The sequence below is a fragment of the Chelativorans multitrophicus genome (assembly GCF_011317445.1).
Taxonomy (GTDB): Bacteria; Pseudomonadota; Alphaproteobacteria; order Rhizobiales; family Rhizobiaceae; genus Chelativorans; species Chelativorans multitrophicus.
Genome location: NZ_JAAAPL010000014.1, coordinates 1 through 17,905 on the forward strand (window position 1 = coordinate 1; position 17,905 = coordinate 17,905).

The 17,905-nt window shown below is 60.5% G+C and carries 20 protein-coding genes, 2 tRNA genes and 1 pseudogene; 8 read left to right on the forward strand and 15 right to left on the reverse strand.

The features are described 5' to 3' along the window. Window positions 1-347 precede the first annotated feature (347 nt). The 5 genes from GNP00_RS22960 to traA form a co-directional block, all read right to left on the reverse strand. Window positions 348-1,616, reverse strand: a complete 1,269-nt coding sequence (locus GNP00_RS22960) for a sugar transferase (RefSeq protein ID WP_207634039.1) — start codon at window positions 1,614-1,616, stop codon at window positions 348-350. 446 nt (window positions 1,617-2,062) lie between these two features. Then, window positions 2,063-2,812, reverse strand: coding sequence for a DUF6118 family protein (locus GNP00_RS22965; RefSeq protein ID WP_166016373.1), 750 nt, complete (start codon window positions 2,810-2,812; stop codon window positions 2,063-2,065). Further along, on the reverse strand, window positions 2,809-3,144 hold the full coding sequence (locus GNP00_RS22970) for a type II toxin-antitoxin system PemK/MazF family toxin (RefSeq protein WP_166016375.1): 336 nt from the start codon (window positions 3,142-3,144) through the stop codon (window positions 2,809-2,811). The genes GNP00_RS22965 and GNP00_RS22970 overlap by 4 nt, the downstream gene beginning before the upstream one ends. Continuing rightward, window positions 3,141-3,443 (reverse strand): hypothetical protein, encoded by a 303-nt coding sequence (locus GNP00_RS22975; RefSeq protein ID WP_166016378.1) that lies wholly within the window; start codon window positions 3,441-3,443, stop codon window positions 3,141-3,143. The genes GNP00_RS22970 and GNP00_RS22975 overlap by 4 nt, the downstream gene beginning before the upstream one ends. Before the next feature lie 62 nt (window positions 3,444-3,505). Continuing rightward, the gene (gene traA / locus GNP00_RS22980; RefSeq protein WP_166016381.1) at window positions 3,506-7,207 is read right to left on the reverse strand and encodes a Ti-type conjugative transfer relaxase TraA; all 3,702 of its coding nucleotides are present in this window, start codon (window positions 7,205-7,207) and stop codon (window positions 3,506-3,508) included. 256 nt (window positions 7,208-7,463) lie between these two features. Between traA and GNP00_RS22985 the strand changes: the two genes are divergently transcribed. The 3 genes and pseudogenes from GNP00_RS22985 (at window position 7,464) to GNP00_RS22995 (ending at window position 8,596) form a co-directional block, all read left to right on the forward strand. Beyond that, window positions 7,464-7,745, forward strand: coding sequence for a mobilization protein (locus tag GNP00_RS22985; RefSeq protein ID WP_166016383.1), 282 nt, complete (start codon window positions 7,464-7,466; stop codon window positions 7,743-7,745). An 87-nt stretch (window positions 7,746-7,832) separates the two neighbouring features. Beyond that, window positions 7,833-8,136 (forward strand): annotated as a pseudogene (locus GNP00_RS22990) (type IV secretory system conjugative DNA transfer family protein); the annotation flags it as partial. Window positions 8,137-8,197: 61 nt separating this feature from the next. Further along, the gene (locus GNP00_RS22995) at window positions 8,198-8,596 is read left to right on the forward strand and encodes a hypothetical protein (protein WP_166016385.1); all 399 of its coding nucleotides are present in this window, start codon (window positions 8,198-8,200) and stop codon (window positions 8,594-8,596) included. Between the two features lie 339 nt (window positions 8,597-8,935). Here GNP00_RS22995 and GNP00_RS23000 read toward each other — a convergent pair whose 3' ends face one another. The 9 genes from GNP00_RS23000 to GNP00_RS23040 form a co-directional block, all read right to left on the reverse strand. Next, window positions 8,936-9,265 carry a type II toxin-antitoxin system RelE/ParE family toxin gene (locus tag GNP00_RS23000; RefSeq protein WP_166016387.1) on the reverse strand — a complete coding sequence of 110 codons (330 nt, stop codon included), beginning with the start codon at window positions 9,263-9,265 and terminating at the stop codon, window positions 8,936-8,938. Beyond that, window positions 9,262-9,537 (reverse strand): type II toxin-antitoxin system ParD family antitoxin, encoded by a 276-nt coding sequence (locus tag GNP00_RS23005; RefSeq protein WP_166016389.1) that lies wholly within the window; start codon window positions 9,535-9,537, stop codon window positions 9,262-9,264. Before GNP00_RS23005 ends, GNP00_RS23000 begins: the two co-directional genes overlap by 4 nt. A 247-nt stretch (window positions 9,538-9,784) precedes the next feature. Continuing rightward, entirely contained in the window at window positions 9,785-10,330 is a 546-nt protein-coding gene (locus GNP00_RS23010) for an ATP-dependent Clp protease proteolytic subunit (protein ID WP_166016392.1), read from the reverse strand. A 175-nt stretch (window positions 10,331-10,505) separates the two neighbouring features. Beyond that, entirely contained in the window at window positions 10,506-10,697 is a 192-nt protein-coding gene (locus tag GNP00_RS23015; protein ID WP_166016394.1) for a hypothetical protein, read from the reverse strand. A 17-nt stretch (window positions 10,698-10,714) separates the two neighbouring features. Further along, window positions 10,715-10,906, reverse strand: coding sequence for a hypothetical protein (locus tag GNP00_RS23020; protein ID WP_166016396.1), 192 nt, complete (start codon window positions 10,904-10,906; stop codon window positions 10,715-10,717). 273 nt (window positions 10,907-11,179) lie between these two features. Beyond that, window positions 11,180-11,509, reverse strand: a complete 330-nt coding sequence (locus GNP00_RS23025; protein ID WP_166016398.1) for a stability/partitioning determinant — start codon at window positions 11,507-11,509, stop codon at window positions 11,180-11,182. Then, on the reverse strand, window positions 11,499-12,176 hold the full coding sequence (locus tag GNP00_RS23030) for a ParA family protein (protein WP_166016400.1): 678 nt from the start codon (window positions 12,174-12,176) through the stop codon (window positions 11,499-11,501). Before GNP00_RS23030 ends, GNP00_RS23025 begins: the two co-directional genes overlap by 11 nt. A 282-nt stretch (window positions 12,177-12,458) precedes the next feature. Beyond that, window positions 12,459-13,337: a helix-turn-helix domain-containing protein gene (locus GNP00_RS23035; protein ID WP_166016402.1), complete on the reverse strand. Its 879-nt coding sequence runs from the start codon at window positions 13,335-13,337 to the stop codon at window positions 12,459-12,461. Window positions 13,338-13,530: 193 nt separating this feature from the next. Next, window positions 13,531-13,740 (reverse strand): ribbon-helix-helix protein, CopG family, encoded by a 210-nt coding sequence (locus tag GNP00_RS23040; protein WP_166016404.1) that lies wholly within the window; start codon window positions 13,738-13,740, stop codon window positions 13,531-13,533. 459 nt (window positions 13,741-14,199) lie between these two features. On the opposite strand from GNP00_RS23040, the gene GNP00_RS23045 reads away from it, so the two are divergent. After that, window positions 14,200-14,376 (forward strand): hypothetical protein, encoded by a 177-nt coding sequence (locus GNP00_RS23045; RefSeq protein ID WP_166016406.1) that lies wholly within the window; start codon window positions 14,200-14,202, stop codon window positions 14,374-14,376. A gap of 64 nt (window positions 14,377-14,440) precedes the next feature. On the opposite strand, the gene GNP00_RS23050 is transcribed toward GNP00_RS23045, so the two are convergent. After that, on the reverse strand, window positions 14,441-14,581 hold the full coding sequence (locus GNP00_RS23050) for a hypothetical protein (RefSeq protein ID WP_166016407.1): 141 nt from the start codon (window positions 14,579-14,581) through the stop codon (window positions 14,441-14,443). A gap of 758 nt (window positions 14,582-15,339) precedes the next feature. Between GNP00_RS23050 and GNP00_RS23055 the strand changes: the two genes are divergently transcribed. From GNP00_RS23055 to GNP00_RS23070, 4 genes are all read left to right on the forward strand, one after another. Further along, window positions 15,340-15,415, forward strand: a tRNA-Cys gene (locus GNP00_RS23055). Between the two features lie 4 nt (window positions 15,416-15,419). Further along, window positions 15,420-15,495, forward strand: a tRNA-Thr gene (locus tag GNP00_RS23060). Between the two features lie 284 nt (window positions 15,496-15,779). Further along, a complete protein-coding gene (locus GNP00_RS23065) occupies window positions 15,780-16,337 on the forward strand; it encodes a recombinase family protein (RefSeq protein ID WP_166016409.1) in 558 nt (185 codons plus the stop codon). Between the two features lie 29 nt (window positions 16,338-16,366). After that, on the forward strand, window positions 16,367-17,746 hold the full coding sequence (locus GNP00_RS23070; RefSeq protein ID WP_166016411.1) for an O-antigen ligase family protein: 1,380 nt from the start codon (window positions 16,367-16,369) through the stop codon (window positions 17,744-17,746). The last annotated feature ends 159 nt before the right edge of the window (window positions 17,747-17,905 follow it).

Sequence of the window (17,905 nt, forward strand, 5' to 3'; positions counted from 1 at the left end):
CGACAGACCATTATGCGGGTTCGCGACGAGGGTTCACGATCCGTTCGACCTTAGCGTACGATTTTGCACTGCTCTTGTTCCGACCCCTTATAGGCAAAGCGGGCCTCCATCACAATTGCTGTATTTTCCTTGGCGGCAGTGCTGTGGCTGTTTTGTGGCGCAGGCGCGAGGCAGGCGTGCAACCACGCCAGCACAATTGGCGGCGCTGCCGGAAGCCGCTGATCCGGGTGAATCGTGCCAGGATCGTGAGCCGGCAGCGCCGGCGAACGCGGCGGAAACCTCAAGATTCCAGCGGCTTGGCTTGTTCCTGTCCCTCGAAACTGGTCCGGACGGAAGGTGATTTGTTTTTAGCGAGATCCTATTCTGAGTAATATTATTTTAATAGTCTTTACAAATATCATTAAATCTATATCAAAAGATATCTGCTTTACATAATATAGATCAAAAGAAAGTTTTTCAAATTCTTCATGAAATGTACTTGCATACCCTTGAGAAACCTGTGCCCATCCTGTCAGGCCAGGAAGGACCAAGTGACGACATGCATATTGGGGTACTGTAGCTTCCAGGGATTCGGCAATGGGGATTGCAACTGGCCGCGGCCCGATCCAGCTCATTTCGCCTCGCAGAATGTTTATCAACTGAGGCAGTTCGTCGAGCCGCATACGCCGAAGAAAGTGACAGCCCGTGATGATGCGCTCGTCATTCTTCCGAGCTGAATCGTTGTTGGCGTTGCGCACCATTGTCCGGAACTTCAGCATCGTGAATTCGCTTCCTCCATAGCCGCGCCTCTTTTGTCGGAATAAGATGGGGGAACCGCCTACCAGGCGGATGTAAATCGCTATCAGTAGACAGACCGGCAGGACGATTGGAACTGCAACGATCACTCCTGTCACATCAAGGAGACGCTTGAGCCTCAGATAGTAGATTTGGCCTAGCGTATACGCTATGTGAGCAAGATCGAAGCTCTCGATGTCTACCTTGCCCAGTCGGGTTTCGAGATAGCGGATCCAGGGAGTGACTTCCAACCCGAGCATATAGGCTCTGGTTAAAAAAGAAGACCACGTAGCTGTGTGGTGTGCGGCGCCGTCAAACAGGATGCGATCTACATCAACAACGTTGTCTTTCGGATTTCCTAGGATTGACGCCCCATTTCCGACCTGATCTCGCACCCATTCAGCTTTCGGAAAAGCGAGGATGGCTACGCGCTCCGACTGAGCACGATGCAGTAGCACACTCGTATAGGAGACAAAAAATAGAGGAACCGGAGCGGCGAACAGCAAGCCCGTATAGCTGATCGGAATGCGCAATGCGGAAAGGATGGCAACCGCAAAATTGAAGAGAATTGCCGTGACAACGCACGCCGTGGATATGGGGAAATCCTGCCGACGTATCGACACCATGAGCAGGACTGCCAAAAGGGGTACGAGTGCTAATATGAGAACGACTATGAGAAGATTATCCCAGTCATCTCGTCCGGCCTGAAAAATAAAAGTCCAGTATATTATCGTCTGTAACAAGACAGAGCTTACAATGGGCAAAATTGCCAGTCGCAGATCGCGTAGAAAACGCCGCCCACGCTGAACGGTATCACGATCGACAATGCCAAGAAGGCCCATTGCTCGCACTCGATTCCTCATCCAATTTTTTCTGACTATAAAGCGTCCAAGCGAACCGTCTGCAGACCGTTATCGCCTGTCGCGCGTAGAAGAGGTCCCATCTGATGATGGCAGTTTGGCGGCTTGGTTAAGGTAGCATAGACCTCATCGGGCGTACTGCCACCCGAAGGATAAGCGCAGGGGTCGTCGATTGTAATAGAATCGATACCATTACACACCTCGCGGACATCGTACGGGCGACCGCATCCGGAAAACCCAGTCGTGGAGGCAATCTTGCAATGCTTGCCCGGCGATCGATCGTAGCCCTCCAACACTTGGGGTCTGGCAGTCCGATGCCGATGCGTCGGACAAGCCATCCCACTATCCCGGCTGGCGTCGAGACTGCCATAATCATACAGTTCGCCGCTATCCTAACCAAGAGCCGCACCATCCCGCTTCCCCTTCGGCTATTGCTCGCGTGCCGGCACTTTCACGGTGATGGTGCATCGCTGATCCGCGCCGGCCGCGCGCGCTGCCTCGGCGCATTGCCTGATGGCCTCGGCGTTGTCGCGCACGAACTGCGAGGCATCGACCACGCCGCGCCAGCCTGCGGGGTCTTCCATCCGCATCATGGTGGCGCCGGCATTCCAACGATCCTGACCCATGACGATCGCCGCAACATGGGTGTCAACCGCAAAGGGCAGGATGCGCGGCAACAGCAGCACCAGGAGCACACCGGCGAGCAGGCCGACGACGCCAGCGAACCACATGCGCAAATCCTGACTTTTCCGATCGTAGGCACTTTTCGTATAGGCGGCCAGATTGACCGCCGCGCGATCGAGGTCGGCTGTTCGGCGCTCGAGCTCAAGCACGGCGGTCCTCACCAGGCCCTCGCCGCTGTACTTGAGCGTGCGGGCGTAATGCTCCGCACCATTGTGCAGGATGGGCGATTTCTCGACGCCCTCTAGGCGTTCCTCGACAACGGCGAGGAACTGGATGATCTTGCCAAGGTCGGCGCCGTAATCGGGCGGCTGGCGGTATTTCTCGAAATGGTCGAAGGCCGCTTCCACCCCGCGCCGGATGATCGTCATTTCCGCGCCGATCTGGCCGCCCTGGTTCTCGATCGTGTGCCGCAACGCCTCGAACGCGGCAGCCGGGTCGCCGACGTCCTCGGGCATTATCTCCGGCTCGAATCCTTCCTTGTCGTCCTCCGTCATGGCGCGATCCCCTGCAAACCAAGAAACCGATAGAGCGCCTGGCTGACGGCCATCATATCGTCGGCGTTGAGCCGGCCGAACACCGGCCCGACTTTCGAGCGGGGTAGGGCAATCCCCCGATCAATCATCACCTGCGAGGGGTTTCGCAAGCCGTTTTCCCGCGTCGGCGCGATCATCACCCGAAACAACGGCCAGTCATTCAACTCGCTGGTCAGGCGCAACACGGTCACGGCGCTAAGATCGGCAAAGGCGTCATCCTGCACCACAAGTGCCGGGCGTGGCTTACCATAGTCGCCGCTGACGACGATCGTCACCAGGTCGCCGCGCTTCATGCTTTCCAGTCATCCGCAAAATGGTCCTCATCAAGCATGGATTCCAGTTCCCGAAGCGATTGCGCCTCGTCGCTCTGCGGGTCGAGGGCGCGGGCGGCTGCCGCGCGCGACTGCCGCCGCGCCTCGGCCTCGAATGCCTTGCGGTTGCGGCACTCGACATAAGCACGCATAAAATCGCGCAGGACCTGGGCAGCCGGCTTGTCCTCGGCCTCGGTTGCCTGGGTGAAGGCGGCCTTCAAGGCAGGGTCGATCCGAAAATTGAAGCTGTCCGCCTTCGGATGTTGGCTGACGCGCGGCATGGCAATCTCCTTGTGTTACGGATTGCATATATAATGTAAGTGCATTTTGCGTTGCCAGCAATTTACCGTTCAAGCCCGATGCTACGGCCGCGCGTGAGGCTCTGTTGCAGCTCGTGGGATATGCCCTCGCTCTGGCGTATGTGCTGGCCGATCCCGAGTTCCTGCCGGCGATTGCGCAAGATGGAATCAACCTGCGGGTCGCGCTCAAGGCTTTGGGCCAGGTCCTGCATCTGGCCTTCCACCTTGCCGCGCGCCTGGTCGTGATGCCAGCCGCGAAGCTGCTGGCGCTGCCCCTCCAATTCCTGCCAGCGTTCAACGAAGCGGTCGGCCCTCACATTCGGGTCGGCCTGCTGGGCGCGCTCATGGTCCAGCCGCTCGATGACCTGGCCGACGCGCTCCCGGCCGGAAAGCTCGGTCAGGCTGTGCCGCATGTCCGAGTCGTATTGTAGCGCCGACCGCATCAGGTCGCGCGCGCCCGGCCGCACCTGGTCGAGCTGCTGGCCGGCCTCGCGCACCTCCTGGCGCTGTGCATCGAGGATCGGAAGCCCCTCGCGCTGCTGCCGGTGGGCGGATTCATAAGCGCGGGCGTAGCGGTCAACGGCCTGCTCAAGCGGCGACTGCGACCGCAAGCGTTCCGCAAGCCGGTCCTGCGCCGGCGCCGGCCGCAAGCTCCCTTCCCTTCCCGGCCGCTTTCCTGGCTCCTGGGAAGCCCCACGGCCGGCATTGAGCCGCAACCCGTCGAACATGCCGCGCCGCTGCTTCTCGGCCGGCTGCGGGCGATCCTGGGGCCGTTCCTGGGCCAGCTCGTCGCGATCCGGCGCGGCCGGCCGCTCGGCCGACGCACCCCGCGACAATTTCAGGCCCTCGAACCGGCTGCGGCGCTGCTGCCGATCGCCGCCCCGATCCTGGGCAAGATCCTCGCGCGGATCTGCACGAAGATCCTGCGCGAGATCCGCGCCGACTTTTTGTGAGGATCTGCGATCAAGCGCATCCCCACTACGTGGGTCCACGGCCGTCGACTCCCGCTCCGCACGTAGCCCGGCGCGTTCGGCCGGAATCTCGATCTCGCTGCGGACGCCCATTTGCTCCGCGATCCCGCGCCGCTCGGCAAAACCCCTCGTATAGTCCAGCGTGGTTTCCTTCACGCCTGACCGCGACAACCGGCTTTCGAGCTGGCTATAGGCCAGCTCGCCGGCGTCCCGCACCTTCCACGCATTGCGCTCGACCATCTGACCGTCTGGAAGGCGAACCGGCTGCGATCCGCGATGCTCAAGGCCGATCCTGTCGCCAATCTCGGGCGCGGCCTCCTTCATGGCCCGCTCAAGATCGACGCCCCAAACCGTGTGTTTCTGGCCCCTGTCGTTTTCCAGCGTCACGAAATAGCTGTCGCTCTTGCCGGGCTGATGCTCATAGGGCGCAGCCCCATGCTCGACCAGGCGGCCCGCCTGCCGGTCGCTGAACTCATCCTGGCCGGCATAGAGCTGCGCCCCGTCGCGGTGCCTAGTCATGGCGACATAGGTTAGATGCCGGTCCATCGTTCCCGACGCCAGCACATAGGCGCGATCGACGGTCGCCCCCTGAGTTTTATGGATGGTGGTCGCATAGCCGTGGTCGATCGACTGATAATCGCCCATCGGCACGGAAACGCTGTCGCCCCGGTCCAGCGTGGCGATGATCCTGCCCGGCTCGACATGCTCGACCGTCGCCAGCATCCCGTTTTTCACGCCAAGGTCGCGGCTGTTTTCGAGGAACACGATGCGGTCGCCCGTCGCAAAGTCGCGCTTGCCGTCATTGGTCTGGAAGGTCAGCGCCCGGCCCGGTCCTTCCCGCGCGTGGTCGACGTCCTGGGCGACGTCGCCCGCCCCCTCTCGATCCTCGGCCACGCGCGCCAGCTCGCCCCGGTCCTGTAGCTCGGCCCGGATCGCGTCATTGATCGCCCGAACATCGGCCCGGCGATGCGCCATCGCAACCCGGGTGCCGTCCGGGCGCTCGTCGCGATCGGCAAGGTAATCGCGCACGATCTGACCGCGCGCGTCCTCGCCCGTCTCGGCAAAGCTGATATTGCCATGCTCCTGATAGGCGGCCAGGCCCTCGGCCGTGCGATGCGTGGCGAAGTCAACGGAAGCCTCCCGCTGCCAGTCCACGCGCTGCCGGCGTATCTCGGAAAGCTCGGCATGGCCGATCTGCTCGGCAATGGCGCGGAACGGCGCGCCGGCCCCGATCGCCTGTAGCTGCTCATGGTCGCCTACAAGGACGATCTTCGCCCCGCGCGCCTCGGCCTCGCCAACGAAGCGGGCGAGCTGCCGGCTCCCGACCATGCCCGCCTCGTCGATCACGAACACGTCGCCGCGGCCGAGTGCATAGCGGTCCCCACTACGTGGGTTGTCCCAACCGTGGGACCATGACGCGAGGGTGCGGCTCTGGATGCCGGAACTTTCCTCCAAGCCCTCGGCCGCCTTCCCCGACAAGGCCGCGCCGTGGACGGTGTAGCCCTCGGCCTCCCATGCCTCGCGCGCTGCGGCGAGCATGGTGGACTTGCCAGCGCCGGCGAACCCGACAACGGCCGCGATGCGCTCCCGGCCGGTGACATGCTCGATCGCCGCCCGCTGCTCGTCCGAAAGCCGCGCCGTCATGTCGCCGGCGCTCCGCTGAATCGCCGCGTCCTGCCGCTCTATGGCGCGCTCGACATGCCGGCGATCGACACCATGATTGCGCGCCTGGTGCATACGCTCGGCCGACGCCACCATGCCGGATTCGATCTCGACCATTTCCCGCGTCGAATACCGCGCAAGCTCGATCTCGCCCGTTGCCGGGTCCGCCCGCTCGGGCTGAAGCTCGACCAGCGCCGGCGATGCCATCACCTTCGCGAACGCGCTCTGGAACTCCTGCGGGTCGTCGTTGATGTAGCGATGCAGCGCCCGCGCAACGTCGTGCCGGTCGAACACGCTCTTTTCCCCGGTGATGAGGGTTAGAACCTGCTCGGGCTTCTCCCTGATGAGGTCCGCATTGCGCCGCGCCGCATCCTCGTCCAGCCGCGCCCGGTCAACCTCCATGCCCTTGCGGTCCATCTGCGTGGCATGGACGCCGACATGCTCGGTCGGCGCGATCTCTAACCCGCGCTCCATGTGCGAACGATGGTCGATGCGAATATCAAGCCCGGCCCACGCCAGGTGCTCGTTGGCGACATGCTCCCACGACTGGCGAATGTTCCGGAGCTGCATTTGCGTCGTCGGCAACCCCTCGCCTAGCAGCCGCACATTCTTCCATTCGATGTAGGTCTTGTCGCCAAGTCCCTCGGCCTCGACCCTGCGCGTCGTCATCAACAGGTGCGCGTGATGGTTCCGAACGTCGCCCGCACTGGTCGCACCAGTCGCGTCGTGGGGCTGGTGAATGGCGAAATCGACGGCCCCGCCATAGCGGTTCGCCAGCTCCTGCGCGAAATCCCGCGTCAGCTCTAGTCGCTGTTCGGCCGACAGCTCATGCGGCAAGGCAATCTCGAACTCCCGCGCCACGCGAGCATCCTTCCGGTTCTCGGCCGCCTCGGCTGCGTTCCACAAGGCCGACCGATCCCGCGCCCAATCGGCATCCGAACCCTCGGGCAAGACGATCTCGGCATGTTCGACGCCCTGCTTGCGACTGAAATCATGCGTAATGCCGTCGCGCTCGTTGGTCAGGCGTTCGCCGGCACGATAGGCGGCGGAAGCGACGGCGCTTCTGCCGCTCGATCGCGAAACCGGCTTCATGCTTGCGTGATAGATCGCCAACGCGCGTTTCTGCCTTTCCGATCCATGATTGGCGCAACTGACTTGCAAAGCAAGTCGTAAGTGCGCCCTTCGTAATTTACTCGCTACGCTTTCTCATGCCTCCGGTGTGGCGCAGCGGCAAAATCATCGCGAAACAAGTAAGGCAACGATTGTGCCTCCAAAAGCCCAAGATTTCAAGGTTCGCCCGGATCGTGATGCCCTGCCCGACCGGAAAGTGATAAGCTTGATCGTAACCGGAAAGAGGGAGACGACACCGATGGCGCGCAAGACGATCAAACAAAGGCTGGCCGAACTGGATGCGCAGCGCGCCACCCTCAAGGCCAGGCTCGGCAAACAGGAACGCGCCAGGGACACGCGCCGCAAGGTGCTGCTCGGTGCGCTCGTCCTCCATCGACTCGAAAACGGCAAGGATGAAATCTCGCGTGCCCTGCCTGACTGGCTGCGCCGCGAGCTGCCCGGATTCCTCACGCGCGACACCGACAAGGAACTCCTTGCCAATCTGCTCAAGCCGCCGGTGGCAGGAGCGCCAGCCCCATGAACAATTTCAGCCTGGCATGGACCGCCCTCAAGAACATGCTGCGCGCGGCCGCCCATGATCCGCTATGGGCCTTCGTCGCGCTCGTCACCGGCCCGTTTCGCAACCGACAAGGAAGCCCGGCCCCTCACCCGCGCCAGCTCGGGCCTCCTGATCGGCCGCGATCCAAAGAAGTCGAAAAAGCTGCTGCGCTATGACGGGCCGGCCCATCTGCTGACGATGGCACCGACGCAAACCGGCAAGGGTGTCGGCACCATCATCCCGAATCTGCTCACCGCCGACCGCTCCGTGATCTGCATCGACCCCAAGGGCGAAAATGCCAGGATCGCCGGCCGCGCCCGCCAGAAGTTCGGCCCGGTCCACGTCCTCGACCCCTTCGGCGTCACCGGCAAGCTCGCCTATTATGCCGATCCCGAGTTCCGGGGCCTGTTCGACCAGGCATGAAGGATGAAACCATGACCGATACCGATGCGCCCGAATGGCCCGATCCCGCCGACGAAGCCCATGCCGTCGAGCAAGCCAAGCAGCTCCGCGACCAGGCCGGCAAGGGCGGCAAGGGCGGCTTGCGGTTTGAAGCCTATTTGCCGCCGTCGCTGGCCCTGTGGCTGCTCGACAGGATCGAACGCGGCAAATACCTCGACCCGTCCGACGCTGTGTTCGTGATCCTGGGCGAGCATGAGGAACTGGAACCCCATGCCGATCTGCGCCGCGAGCTGTTCAAGCGCCGCATACAGGCCGCCGCCGATGATCCCCGGCCGGGGATTTCGGGCGAGGAATTGAAAGCTCGGCTGCACGATAAGTTCAAAGAACCCCTGCCCGAACCGGCCAGATGGAAAAAGCAGTCCCGGCGCTGACGCACCGGGGCTTCTCTCTTGCGGCCCTCCGGTCACTTCGGCGCTATGTGGGAGCGCGTTCCCTCCGGGCCGCTGCTCGCCGACTTCGCTCAACCTCGCCACACCCGCGACGGTAGCCCCCGGCCGGCCCGTTCTCATCATCTAGGGCCGTAGGGACGGCCGGGGGCGGATGATTACAGCTGACAGGTAAGCGTGTCTGCCCCTGCCCTACTCCCGCGCCTCGATCGGCGGGGCCTTCTTGCCAAGATGCCGCGCCTGATCTTCTCATAGGTCGCCGCGTCCATGATCCCGAGGCGGCGCTGTTCGCTCGCCATTTCCGCGATCTCGCGGGCAAGGCGGCTAGGATTCCTCGTCATCTGTTAAATCCCCTTCCCGCAAAGCCGCTTCATAATCCTGGCCGCCGTAATAGACGCCGATGATATTCACGGTGTCGGCCGCGACCTCAAACAGAATCGTCACACGTCGGCGAAACCCTAGCGTTCGCAAGCCCGGCCGAAGATCGTCGCGCCGCGTGCCTCGGTGCGGAAAGGTTTGCAGCTTCTCGCAATGGTCTACGATGGAATCGACATAGCGCGCCGCCACGGCGGGCGACGCTGCGCCGGAAATGTCGGCTTCCAGCTTGTCGAGCTGGTCGCGAGCCTCCGGGGTGAAATGAACGGTGTGCGTCACGCTGAGGCAGGCCGCTTGCGCTTGTCGGCAAGATGCTGGCGCACTTGGTCAACGCTGAGCGCCCGGCTCGGGTCGGCCTTTAGCTTGTCATAGGCGGCAACGCCTTCCGTGCGCAGCCAGCTTTCAAGGGCCTTGTCGCGCGCCTGCAAGGCGCGCAGCCCGTCGCGGATAACCTCGCTCTCGCTGGCATACTCGCCCGACGAAACCTTGGTCTTGACCATCTGCGCCATTTCGTTCGGCAACGTGACGCTGAACTGTTGCGTGCTGCGCATGGGAATCTCCCGTGTCGGATAATGCTAAGTAGGATTGAACACTACCACATATAAGCCCGATCAGGAACGCCGCAAACGGTCGGGCTTTCATGCTTACATGCACCGCAAAGCAAAATAGCACTATAAAGAGAAACTGCTAGCCATTCAGCTATGGGAGGAAGGAGACCTAACCCTGTTCTACAAGTCGGCGACAAACAGTCGCCCACGAGGGTTCGCGAAGCTACCTTATCATCTCCAGCCGAGCTGTTTACCCCGTGAATATGACCGAGCCCCCGCCGGCAGGGAGGGTGAATTCGCGGATGTCTTCAATAAGGCCCTTTTCCAGTGCCCAATCTGCTGCGCGCGTCTTCTGCTCCATAAAAAGCGTGCGGCATTCATCAATGGAGAGGCCGGTGCGATCCGCGATCAGGGTTGATATTCGTTGATGGTCGGCAGAGACGTTATCCAGAAGCTCCTTCAGCCTCTTCTCATCAAGCCTGTTTGGGCCGTTGAGATCGAATGCCACACCATGGAACATGAATGTAGCTGACCTTGTGGAATAGCGGGTTCTTCCAGCTAGAAATATTGCGTTTGCTATAGAGTCGACATTTCCAATGTTGTGTGTAACGACATCAAATGGCATAGACATCAAGATATTGTATAGGAAAATTCCAGATTGCACATTCCCGCCATTGCAGTTGATGCCGATGGTGAGCCTTTCAACTCCTTGGTTTGCCATTTTGGTGAGCATGGAAGCGAAATTATTACAGGAGACGGGGTCAATTCCTGCGGAAAACACCAGTGAGATTTCCATTGCTTGCCCTCCCGTTATCCCCATAAGGCATCTGACCACATCTATATCAAATGAAGAAGCGATTGCGCCTTGCGCTCCAAGCTAGGGGCTAAGCTTTTGTCAATGACGAGGGTGATGGTGAGTTTCATCACGCCATCTTCTGGATTGTGCAAAACGCCGACGAAGCCATGAGACTTCATCCGATCAGGAATGGCACCCAGGCAAAAAGCATGGGCGCTGCCGCGTTGTGGAAACAGCCGTAAATCCCGATCTTGTCCATGCTGAAGCAGTATTTAACCGGCGTATCATCCGGAAAGTCATAGATCCGAATGTAGTAGTCGTTCGCGTTCAAAAGAACACCGATCGCGAGAATGAGCCGCTTGCTCATCCCACGTTCTCCCTTGGTTACTGCGGCCCTTCTGCCTTCATCCGTTCCCACTCCTCCACAGACAAGGCAGCTTCAAGAACTGCATCGACGTGAGCCAGGAAGGACTGCCACATCGGCGAGCCTTGGAACAGGATATCTTCGGGGTGGCCTTCCATCCTGCACAAGGCGCGCGCCGCGACTTCTCGAGGAGATTTGGGTTCACGCGGCATTAGGCTCTCCGGGGTGTCCAAGCCCCAACCATATAGAAGGAAGGGGCGCAGGCACAACGCCTGCCTCTCGCTGGTGGCAAGAACCCCACCTCATGAAATAGCGCTCGACGAGACAAAACAGAGAGGCATGATGAGCCCTGCGGAGAATGCGTATCGGGCAAGCGATGGGCGGTGAGGGTAGATCATAGGAGCCGCCCTAGTCATCTCGAATCTGGTTAAGAAAATTGTCGCACCTGCTGGCTCTCCTATCCATCGGGCGTTGGCAGGCGCCATTCATCCCTCCCCCTCGACAAGCGCGCGCATGGCCCGCTCGATCGTCTCGGCAAGCGTAATCTCGTTTCGATCAGCATAGGCATAGATCGCTTCGAGCGTATCGGCCCGCAGCCTAGTTGCGAACTGCTCCGTGCGACCTGTCTTGCGCCGAGTTCGACGGGCTGACCGTCCTGACAAAGACGAAAACAGTTCAGGTGCTTTGGGCGTCTCGCGAAAGCCTGCCGCGCGTGTCGCTGCCTTGACCGCATTCGGATCGACGGGCGGGACCGGCGGTGGTTCCACGTCGTCGCCAAAATCGAGCGTAGCGCGTTTTTTGTCATTACCGGTCATGCGCCCCTCCCCTAACCGCATTGATGACGGCTTGTGCATACTCGCGCGCGTTCTCCTTGGCGGTTTCCAGACCGGACACATCGGACATTTCCAGCTCGTGCAGCGTGCCCCCCAAGGAAAACAACGTTCGATAGGCTGCCCGGTCGATCAAAGTCGCCGGCAACACCGGGACCGAAGCGCCGGAAAACTGGCGTTCTATATCGCGCGCCGTGCGCTCACGGATCGCGGGCGGCACGCGCGTAAAGAACACACGATACGGGATTTCGCGGTTCGCTACCTTCCACATCTGGCGCACCAGCTTGACCGACTTTGCCGCCTCGGCGGCGTCCAGGACCGAACTTTGCAGCGGGATCAGGACCATATCCGACCGCGCCACGGCAAAGCCGATGCGATCGGTTGCTGTTCCTTCCAGATCGACAATCACGAAATCCGCCTCAGCGCGGGCATCTTCGATCGTGTCGATGATGGTTTCAGCCGAGTCATCAACTACGATGCGCAAGGTGTCGGGAAGCGGCCGGATCTGCGACCAGGCGAGAAGCGGTCTGTTAGGGTCTGCGTCGATCAAGGCGACCTTGCGCCCAGTCGCCGCAAATTCCCCGGCAAGCACAACGGCGGAAGTGGTCTTGCCGACGCCGCCTTTGCTCGAAACAAAAGATATGACGGCCATGCACCCTCCAATCATCTGATAACTAGCAGCATGTTAGCCGCATAAAGTTTATAAGTCGCTATTTATCCGCTTGCAATCCACTTGTAAATATCTAGCTGTTGGTAAACTGCTATCAATTTAAGTGCCGCCCTTGCCCTTCACTCCCTCTCGAAAGCCCATGCTGCGGTTGCCGCCGGCGCGAACGTGGCGGTTTTGCTGAGGGGTTTCCGCTTGCCGATCCGCGCTATAAGCGGATCGGAACTGCCGCAGGACCGCGAAAGCGGCCCGAACAGCGGCGACCGCTTATGTTTCGCCTTTTAGATATAGATCAGATGGGGATTCAGTCTGGTTATCGGACTCACGTTTCTGCACCATCTTGCCAAGGGCGGCGAGCGCCCGGCCTAGCGCGGTTTCGCCGACCTCAAACAGCGCCAGTTCATCGAGAGGCAGGATCTTCCGGTAGGCGTCCAGCTCGGCCGCGCGGGCTTCCTGTGCGGCGCTGTGGTCGTCGGGCGGAGGAGGGGCCTTGCCGAACCGCCCAAGGAACCGCCGGGCCTTCTCCGGCAGGGACAGGCGATAGGCGTTGCTGGCCTGCTGCACCTGGGGGCCGCGCCCCTCGTTGCCGGTCGGCTCGTAGCGCCGCAGCCAGTCGATGAAGCCATGCGCCCGCAGGTTCTTCAGCGCCCGCACGATCGTATCGCGCGACCGGCCCAGGCGGTCCATGATCGTGGTGATTGACGGCTCAAGCCGGCCGGTGCGGAAGTCTATCAGATTGACGAACAGCCGCAGCACGTCGAGCGCCACCGATCCTAGCGGGCCGCTGCGCTCGCCCTTCTCGTGCAAGCCGGCCTCGTTGTAGATTTCGGCCGCCTTCAAGATCGCCTGAACGTCCTTGCGCGTCGTCGGCCGCCATATCCGGCCCTCCGATCGCCCCCGGATATGACTGTGCCGGCGAACCGGCGTCGGGCATCGCTCGGGGGGAGGGGGCATGACCAGGCCAAGCCCGACCTGTCCCGATCCCCGCCACGCCGCCCGGCGGCCCTCGGCAAGCGTCATAAGCTCGCCGGCCTCGTCGTCGGAGAGCTGGCCGGCACCGTAGCGCATCCAGACTTCCCGCATGATTTCATCAAGCGCGTTCCCGTGCGCGCAACCGATCGCGGCCGCGATTTGCGTCCTCAACATATGCCTTCCGTCCTTCCATTTGAAGGACATGACGGCGTGGACGGCAGGCACAACTTTCCCGTTTCCGCAAGAATCAATCTTGCGGACTGGCGTAGTCTGGCGTAGATAAGGGGAGAACTCGGCCCCCACCTCTACGGTGTGTCTGACGGCCTATAAAACGCCCGGCTGCTGCTAACAGTCGGGCGTTTTGCCGTTATGCCCCTTGCTGCTTCTCGATAAGTAACCTCACGGCTTCCTCAATGATGGGGGCGCGGGATGCTGCGCCCCGGCTCTCCTTGATCTGGTCGAGCTGAGCCACCAGATCGGCAGGAAGATCGGTATTCACATAGATGCGACCTGCCGCCCGCAATCGCTCCCGATGGGCGGACACTCGTTCACGGGTGGGTCGTTCTGTGCGCTTCATCGTTACATGAAACACCGATTCCCTCTGATTCTACAACCCCTTGAATCGAAGCTGCTGGAATCTCTAGGTTTATGCTGCGTTTGTCGGCGTTGTCGTCTCACAATCATGACACGACTCGCGTCCGAATCGGGCGGTGGCAGCCGTCCTGTACCGCACTCCCGGCAAAGAGAGAGGTGATCGAAAATTACCTCCATCCGGACCCGCTTCGAACGATCTGGCCACGATGATCGATATCATGAAATGATCCTGTGGGATCGGATCGTATTTAATTGCCACGGCAAATGAACTGGTATCTAATTCGATGTGAATGTTTCACCATTTCATTTCGGTGGGATTTATCCATTTGATCGCAGTCGATAAGCACATAAGCCAAAGCAACCTCAATACTTTTGATTTTAAATTAAAATAGAGATACAAGAAGTACCTTGCAAAATGGTAGATATTATAAAGAAGCGTGAAATGATTGCCAAGATCATATTTTCAAGAATGGCTGGTCAGCTTTCAAACTTCCATGTACAAGATAAACACTGGGATATTGCATATCGTGGCTGGATCGAGAATCCAGCGCTCTTTCCTACTGTGGAAGCTTGCATGGATATTGCCGACGAGATAATCCGCAAACTTGAAATAGAATGACCTGATGAGCGATCTAATCGCCGTCGAAGGCTATCTCCGTCACCATCGATTCTGAATCACTTCTCTATCTGTCCCGTCGCTTGAAATCAGTTGCAAGGACAAGTGCCGCGACACACAGGCCGGTGATGACGATGCCGACGCCTATCGCGATCAGGAGCTGAAGAAGGTCGAACATGATGCGCGGCATATGATGCAGCGCGCACATAGCGTCAATGCATCCCGGCATCATGATAGCATTTGCAGGTGAGCAGTGGTCAGAATGCCACAAAAGGGCCGATGAAGCGGGTGGCCGCCGGAACTGGGCAGAGTCTTTCCGGTAGCGCACGGCCGTGATTGTTGTCCTGATCGATCCCGCTGGCTCGTGGGACAGAAACCGCACCCATTCCAACCTTCACCACAAGTCGGTGCCAACGGCAATCGCGACTGCCGCCGCTGCGACGGCAACCACGACAAGGATGTAGATCGGATCGTTAATCCCGCGCATGGTAGTCTCCCGGCCGGCGCCCCCGACCCGATCCATAGCAGACAAAGCCACCCCCACAAACCGAAGTGCCTGGCAAGCAGGTCGAGGTCTCAAGGCAAGAGTCGCCGCGCATCAGGTTGAAGATGCGGTCACCAGCCGACATGCTGGTGCGCGGACTGCCAAACAATACAGGGCCGATCTTACGACATCGTCAAGCCGGTTCGGCTTTCGAATGCGGTAGCGGCCGCTGATGTGGGGCCGGATAACGAGGTGGACCGTTCTCACCTCCGCGCATGGTGTGAGAGGCGCGGAGGTCAAATGATAGGGCGTCCTCACCGCAGTCGACATCCTGTCGGCGAGTGGCTTCGAGCTGATCGGCTGGCGATCAAAGACCAACCGCCTCGCTGATCGCTGCATCCGCCGCCGCATTAGGGTTAACAATCGGCTTTTTTCCGGCAGGTATGGCGTCACAGCCGCTGCTGTGAGATCGTTTCGTCGTTGGCCTTGGGGCGGGATGGACACGCCGTGGACTGCAAATCCGCGTTTCCCCGGTTCGAATCCGGGGCGAGGCCTCCACAACGGACCGGTAGCTCAACGGTAGAGCAGGCGAGGCGTAATCGTCTGAAGGAGGGTTCAATTCCCTTCCTGGTCCTCCATTCCCTTCAAGCGCTCCGTAGGCCGTAGGCGACCGTGGATGAACCCAACGAGCAAACCCCGCACGTCATCTTACGAGCTGGGTGGGCCTCCTTCATGGTCAAACCATAATTCAGGGTGGACCGCTTTTAACGGGGTGGATCAGGCGTTGTATTGTCTGTTTGAGTATACCCATGAGAGACATCGGCCTGAGACGCCATCTTGCGTCTCATTTAGGTTGTCAACGGGCTTTCGAGACAGTATGGAGAGAACCTCTAGAAGCTAACGAGACAATTTCCCCGCTACAATGTCGCTTTACGGCTACGCTCGTGTCAGCACCGCCGATCAGGACCTCTCGATCCAAGAAGCCGCACTACGCGCCGCCGGCTGCACGGTGATCCGGGCGGAAAAGAAGAGTGGTGCGCGTCGTGACGGCCGAACCGAGCTTGCCATTCTCCTTGAGTTCCTGGCGCCAGGCGACGTTCTGGTAGTGACCCGGATCGACCGGCTCGCTCGATCGGTGAAGGACCTCCAGGACATCGTCCACGACCTGAAAGAGCGCGGCATCGCCTTGCGCGCTATTGAACAGCCGGTGAACACCGCGACGGCCGCCGGCAAAGCCTTTCTCGACATGCTGGGCGTCTTTGCCGAGTTCGAGACCAATCTTCGCCGAGAGCGGCAACTCGAAGGAATTCAGGCCGCCAAGGCGCGAGGCGTCTATACCGGCCGTAAAACAGTGATTGATGCAGCGGAGGTGCGACGGCTTCATCTCGAAGAGAAGCTCGGTCCATCCGCAATCGCCAAACGATTGAAGATCGGACGGGCGTCTGTCTACCGGCTGTTGAACAAAGCTGGATCCACCTGATCTCAGAAGCGATCAAAAAGGATATGTTATTGCGCCTGCTGACTTCTCAGGAAGATCTATCGAAGACCTATACAGAGAATCTCGACCATATCGATATACGCTCTCCCTCAATGTCCACGCATAAGCGACCAGGAGTAAATACCATCGCTACTGATCAAGGTCATAAAAGGAATATTTTCGGCCTGCTGGGTTTTAAACAACCTGATAATGCCCTCGCTCGCAACAATGCAGTCGCTGTTTTCCTGATGGGTGCCTTGCCGGCCGTGGCGGGGAGCGCCATTTCCTTCATGCTGGGCATCTTTCTCGCCTGGGGCCTGATATCGCTCGCGCTGGGACGCTTCGAGTTCCGGCTTACACGCTTAGAAAGGCAGCTGGCATGGGCCTTCACTGCCTACGCCGCGCTGGTCTTCGCCACGGGCCTGTTCGCGGAAAATGGCGGGTGGGTCTTCCGCTCGACGCTCTGGCTGCTGCCGTTCCTGGCCTCGTGGGCCGTGATTCCGCGATTACGCGCGACCCCGGGCATCGACTACCTGCAGCTTTATATCCTTGGCGCGGGCGTGGGCTGCATCGGCGCCTTGGCGTTTGCGGGCTTCCAGATTTCCCCTTTCGAGCTGGAAAGGCCCGAAGGCGGAGCCGGAAACGCCGCCGTCTTCGCCACCCTCACCTTGTGCCTCGCGGGCATCGCGGGGCTCGGCATCGATGCGCCGAGACGCTCGCACCGGCTGCTCGCCGGCTTCGCCCTCGTGGCGGGGCTGGCCGCGGTCGTCCTGTCGCTGACCAGAGGGGTGATCATGGTGATTCCGCTCACCCTGATCCTGCTGCTAGCCTATTCGCCCCGCGCCTGGCGTGCGGTCCTCTTGCGGCCGGCCACGCTGGCGTTGCTCGCCGGCGCCGGCCTCCTGCTGGCGTACAGCGCTTCGGGCATGCTCGAAAGCCGCCTTCACTTCACACTGGAGGAGGTCGAGAAGCTGCTCTCGGGAGCCCACAGCGATAGCATGGGCGAGCGGGTGCGGCTTTGGGGTGCGGCGTGGTCAGCCTTCAAGGATTCCCCGCTGTGGGGCTATGGTGTCCAGAACAGGATGGATGCGCTTGTACCCTATCTGATGCGAGATAACCTGCCGAACCTTGGCTTTACGCATCCGCACAACGCCTATCTGACGGCGCTCCTCGACGGCGGCCTGATCGTGCTGGCCGCGCTGCTCGTCCTGCTGGCCACGCCCATCGTGGTGGCGTGGCGCGCGCCGCGCGACGCAGCCTGGCGTCAGCGGTTGTTTCTCGCCCTTGTCGTGACGGGCACCTATGCCGCGACCGGCATGACGCAGATCATGTTCAAGCACGACATCATGGACGCGTTCTTCATCTTCACGGCGATCGTGATAGCGGCTTCGGCCCCGCCGAAAGGCCGTTGATCGCTCCCGGCGGCGGCGGGAGCGGACGACCGGCTTGATAGCGGGTGCGTTCAGCAGACACGTCGCCTCTATTGGGGTCGGAACAAGAGCAGTGCAAAATCGTACGCTAAGGTCGAACGGATCGTGAACCCTCGTCGCGAACCCGCATAATGGTCTGTC